The organism is Phenylobacterium sp. (assembly GCF_031425575.1).
In the GTDB taxonomy this organism is placed as follows: domain Bacteria; phylum Pseudomonadota; class Alphaproteobacteria; order Caulobacterales; family Caulobacteraceae; genus Phenylobacterium.
On sequence record NZ_JANPJP010000003.1, the window covers coordinates 1 to 5,105 of the forward strand.

At 65.0% G+C, this 5,105-nt stretch carries 6 protein-coding genes; 5 read left to right on the top strand and 1 reads right to left on the bottom strand.

The window, feature by feature from the left end; all coding sequences use genetic code 11:
• The 5 genes from RMO97_RS00140 to RMO97_RS00160 form a co-directional block, all read left to right on the top strand.
• Positions 1–367, top strand: a 367-nt coding sequence (locus tag RMO97_RS00140) for a hypothetical protein (protein WP_310538543.1), incomplete at its 5' end; no start/stop codon positions are given.
• 440 nt (positions 368–807) lie between these two features.
• Positions 808–1,896: a helix-turn-helix transcriptional regulator gene (locus RMO97_RS00145; RefSeq protein WP_310538544.1), complete on the top strand. Its 1,089-nt coding sequence runs from the start codon at positions 808–810 to the stop codon at positions 1,894–1,896.
• Between the two features lie 126 nt (positions 1,897–2,022).
• Positions 2,023–2,700, top strand: coding sequence for a PEPxxWA-CTERM sorting domain-containing protein (locus RMO97_RS00150; RefSeq protein WP_310538545.1), 678 nt, complete (start codon positions 2,023–2,025; stop codon positions 2,698–2,700).
• A gap of 161 nt (positions 2,701–2,861) precedes the next feature.
• Positions 2,862–3,986: a PEPxxWA-CTERM sorting domain-containing protein gene (locus RMO97_RS00155; protein WP_310538546.1), complete on the top strand. Its 1,125-nt coding sequence runs from the start codon at positions 2,862–2,864 to the stop codon at positions 3,984–3,986.
• Between the two features lie 29 nt (positions 3,987–4,015).
• On the top strand, positions 4,016–4,351 hold the full coding sequence (locus RMO97_RS00160) for a hypothetical protein (protein ID WP_310538547.1): 336 nt from the start codon (positions 4,016–4,018) through the stop codon (positions 4,349–4,351).
• Between the two features lie 442 nt (positions 4,352–4,793).
• Here RMO97_RS00160 and RMO97_RS00165 read toward each other — a convergent pair.
• Positions 4,794–5,105 (bottom strand): cytochrome b/b6 domain-containing protein (locus RMO97_RS00165; RefSeq protein WP_310538548.1); only part of this gene is annotated, 312 nt, incomplete at its 5' end.

The following is a 5,105-nucleotide window of genomic DNA, read 5'->3' on the forward strand; positions in this document are numbered from 1 at the left end:
CGGAATCGGCAGGACACCTTCGACGGAGACTATGGTGAGCGACCGGATCGAACGACCCTGGGCCCTGATGCGTCACCATGCGGGCTGGGCCGACGTCTTCCACATCGACAGCGAGACGCCCGACTCCATCACCGGCTTCTATCCGGACCGTGAGACCGTGGGTCCGCCCGTCAACTATTCCACCCGCGCGGTTCTGGCCCGCTATCCGACCCTGGAGGCCGCCCGCTCGGCCCGCGAGGGCGCGGTTTCCGAATGGCGCAAACACGACGCCGCCGTCCGCGACGCCGAAACCCACCTGCACGCCGCGGAAAAGCTGCGCGAAGACTCCTGGCTCAACTCACTGCGCGATGCAGCCGAGCGAGGCTAGCGGATAGACCCTGTCAGGGCGTCCCTTTGCGGACGGGTTGGAAACGATCCGCTTCTGGCCCGAATTGAACGGGGAGTAACGACCCTTAGCGGACCTGAGTTGTCCCCCAATACTCGCGGGACTAATCGGCCTTGCCCAGCTTCGCCAGAGCCGAGCACACCAGCCGCACCACTTCGCCTCGACTGAGCTGCGTCAGCCGGGCATTCTTGTACACTTTAATCCGACCCTCTCCTGAGACCCTGTAGCGTCAAAACCACAGCTTCCCCGGTGTTGGTCGGATGGACAACCTGTTGAGAGCTCGCAGCTAGGCAATCCTCCTCCTAAGCCTGCTGATTTGGCGGGAAGCATGGCCGTGATCGCTGTCACGCCATTGAAAACCTCAGCGTGCGATGTAATCAGTTTGTTGCTTGGGTTGTCGTGCTGACGGGGTCGACAGGGATATGCGTCCGGAAGAGTATCTGCGCGCGGCGGAGGCGTTTGCCCAAGCCACCATCGACAACGATGCGTGGCTTCCGGCGCTCTCTGCGCTCGCTTCGGCTACGCGATCATCACACGGCGAGTTGATCGCCATGAGGGGAACAGACCTCATGTTCGGCATCTCAGAACTCCCCGAGGAGGCCTATCGCGATTTCCGAGCCGTCGGCGGGCACCTCCCCTGGGTCAGCCCTCGTGTGGCGGCGGCAAAGGTGGCTGCACCGATGCAGGTGATCGGGGATCGGGAATACGATGCCGTAGCTCGCCTGCTGCAGACCGACGACTATATGGACGTCGTGCGGAAGTTCGACATTCAGCACGGTTGCCAGACGACGCTGCATCAAGACGACAACGTGTTGATCGGCCTGACGGTGCTGCGGACCCACAAGCAAGGCCGCATCGACGCCGATGCCACAGCCGTATTTGCCGCCTTGGCCCCGCATGCCCTGGCCGCCGTTCGCACGCGGATGGCGTTGGGCGACCAGAGCCTGCGCGATATAGCCAATGGACTGGAGTATGCGGGCGTCGCCGCCTTCCTTTGTGGCCTGGACGGCGCGGTGCTGGCCATGACCGGACGCGCCGAGTCAATGGTCACTGAAGGCGGGTTGTGGAGCCTCCGCCGAAGCCGGCTGTCGGCCATCCAGCCCCACGATGACCTTGAGCTGCGCCGCGCCTTGGCCCGCGCCGCGGCCTCAGGACCCTCTGGCGGCGCGGCCGAGGCGCTGGTGATCGGGCTCGACGGTCGCCGCGCCGCCGTCCACGTCCGCGCCCTGCAGGCGACGAACTGGGATCTGGTGTTTCAGCCGCGCTTTCTGGTCATCGTCCGCGAGGGGCCACGGACACCGTCGGCGCAGCTGCTGCGCATAGCCTTCGGACTCACCACGGCCGAGGGCGAGATCGCCTTGGCCCTCGCGTCGGGTCGCCCCCGCGAGGCCATCGCCATTCAGCGCGGCGTGACGATCAATACCCTGCGCCAACAAATCAAGACCATCCTGGCCAAGGTCGGCGTCAACCGCGAAGCGGAGCTGGTGCTGGCGGTGCAGAGGCTGGGTTAGGGTTTCATATACCATCTGGGAGATGCGGGCCGCCGGGGAATACCTCACTCTCGAGCGGTGTCGGCGACCAAAGTCCGCCGTCCGCAGTGCCGTCGAATGTGGCGGATTTTCGTTGGGGGTATTTGAATGTTCGAACCGAAACGGGCGCTAGCTGCTAGCCTTGCCGCTCTGGCCCTGGTTGCCGGGGTGCCGGCCAGCGCAGCCATCTACGACATCGCCGCGACCGACGGGCTCGGGACCGCCTTGACGCTCGCCGCCGGCAGCTATCGCATCGAATTCATCGGGATCGCCGATGGTGGAGCCTATGACTCCGCCAATGTGCTCTGCCCGACTGGATCCTGCTCGACGGGCTGGACCAATAGCTTCAGCCTTCGGGACAGCGACTTCGCCGGCGCCTTCCTCCCTGGCGGCTCGACGACGGTCGATGTGTTCCGCGTTGGAAGTCTCACCGGCAGCTATGCCTCTGCGCTGGCGTCGCTCGCCGCCTACAAGGCCGGTCCGGTCGACCACTACGGCGTCGACATCAACTCCGGCGTGATCAGCCCGCCGGTTTTCTTCACGACTTACCCGACATCGCCGTTTCGCGTGACGCTCGACGCCGACATCGCCTCTCGGCTGGTCGTGACGGATCTCGACAACACCCGCACCAATAACCAGGGCGGTGTCTCGCTGCGGATCACCGCGGTTCCGGAGCCCGGGACCTGGGCGCTGATGATCGGCGGTTTTGGCTTGGCGGGCCTGGCGCTACGGCGGCGGCGTCTGCCAGCCACACGGAGGTCCGCCAATGGCGCGGGCCAACTGTAGGACGCAGGTTTCGCGTCAGGATGGGCAGTCCCGAATTGGTTGGCATCTACCAGTTGGGAGATGCGCGCTCGGCAGTCTCGACCGACCTTGAAGGCAGTTGGCTGGTCCTGACGCGATGCCGTCATGCCGAGGCTGGTGAGTAGATTGTAGTGGGGGCAGCGATGCGTTTTCGTTTGACATTTTTCGGTGGGGTCGCGGGAGTGATGCTGGCGATGATCGCCGGAGCTGCTGGGGCGGCGCAGTACGTGTTTACCGATCTGGGGGATCTCCCGGGGGGCTTCGACCAGAGTGAGGCTCGGGGCAACAACAACTCGGGGCAGGTGGCTGGAGGCTCGTATGCCGCGACCGGCAGTCGCGCGTTCTTGTGGTCAGGCGGCGTGATGCAGAACCTGGGCGACCTGCCGGGTGGAACTGACTCCAGTTTCGCAACTGGCGTCAACGACACGGGCCAGGTTGTTGGATACGCGGAGGCCGCGACCGGCGCTCGCGCCTTTCTGTGGTCAGGCGGCGTGATGCAGGACCTCGGCGATCTGCCAGGAGGATCCAATTTCAGTGTCGCATCTGGCGTCAATAACACGAGCCAGGTGGTTGGGACGTCGTATGCCGCAACCGGCCCACGCGCCTTCCTGTGGTCAAGCGGCGTGATGCAGGACCTCGGCGATCTTCCGGGTGGATCCAACGGCAGCCAAGCACGCGGTATCAACGAGACGGGGCAGGTGGTCGGCCTCTCCGGCGCCGCGACTGGCATTCGCGCTTTTCTGTGGTCAAGCGGCGTGATGCAGGACCTCGGCGATCTTCCGGGCGGATCCAACGTCAGCGAAGCTCTCGGCATCAGCAACGCGGGCCAGGTGGTTGGATACTCAGGGGCAACGACCGGCAATCGCGCGTTTCTGTGGTCTGGCGGCGTGATGCAAGACCTCGGCGATCTAGCTGGAGGCGTGGACGGCAGCTTCGCATATGGTGCGAATGACGCGGGCCAGGTGGTTGGACTGTCGTACGTCGCGACCGGCGCTCACGCGTTTCTTTGGTCCGGCGGCCTTATACAAGACCTCAATGACCTGGTAGACGCGCCAGACTGGACCCTCATCTCCGCCAGTGGCGTCAACAGTAGCGGGCAAATCGCGGGCTACGGCTTCAACAACCGCTTCGGCACTACCCACGCCTTCCTGCTTACGCCCGTCACAACGGCGGCGGTCCCCGAACCCGCCACCTGGGCGCTGATGATCCTGGGCTTCGGCGGCGTCGGCGCGGCCTTGCGCCGCCGCCGTCTGTCGGTCGCGGCCTGAACCTGTTCCAACCAGCGAAAGCCGAAACCATGACCCGGATCATCGCGGCCGTAGCCACCGCCGCCCTGCTTCTCACCTCGACGAGCGCATTCGCCCAGGCCGCGTTCCCCACCCGGCCGAACACCCTTCAGGGCCAGGCTGCGTGCGCGGGGTATACGGTGGACAACTACAAGGAACGGTTCGCCGCCAATTCGGGCGGGCCAGACGTTCAGCTGCACTCCCTCTGCGCGGGGGCCTACAACTATTACTGGATGTACCTCAACGCGATCCGCAAGGGGTTCAGCGAGTCTGACTGCAACGTCACCTATGACGCCTTCGACAAGGCGGCGCGGGTCGTCACAAATTTCTGGGCAGAGACCCATTAGGACCGGCAGCGGAGAGAGCCGTAGCCCAACTCCCCGGCCGCCACCGCCTTGTTCCGGTCCGGCCCATTGGGGGAGTTTAGCGACGCGCCGGTCTGCATCCCGGCCTTGAGCGCTGCCGCCGCGCCTTCGTGCGATATGATCAGTGGCGGGTACCATACTGCGGCGGCGCAAGGCTGTGGCCGCCTGACCAATATTGTCTGACAGACACGCGCCGCCGGTCGCAGGATCGGCGGCGTTTCTGTGTCTGAGTGAGTCCCGGCGCTATGTCAGCAATCCCCCCCTCTCAGAAGTTTGGAGGGTCTGCTGCCGGGCATGTCTCTGCCGCCGTCTCGGCGGCCCAGGGAACGTTCACAGACGGGCGCAACGCGTCAGAATCGTCCACTAGGAGCTTTTCATATGCTTAGAGCGTGACGGGCGCTTCAACCGGCATCGCTGTCACCCTCTAGAACCGCAGGCCCCTGGAGAGCGCAAAGGCGAGCGCGGAGGCCAGCACCACGCCCAGCGCGAGACGCCACAGCGGCGCGCGCGTCAGGCCAGGATTGCTGGGCAACACCCTCACCCCGGTGATCATCGGGCGGATCAGGTCCGTGCGCTTCCAGACCAGGTAGAACAGCACCGCAGCCACATGCAGGACCACCAGCGCCTGCAACGCCCGGAAACTGAGTTCGTGCAGTTCGGCGATCTGGCGGCCGGTCTCGAAACTGACGCGATCCGACAGTGGGCCGCCCTGGAAGGCGTCCACGTCCACGGCAAA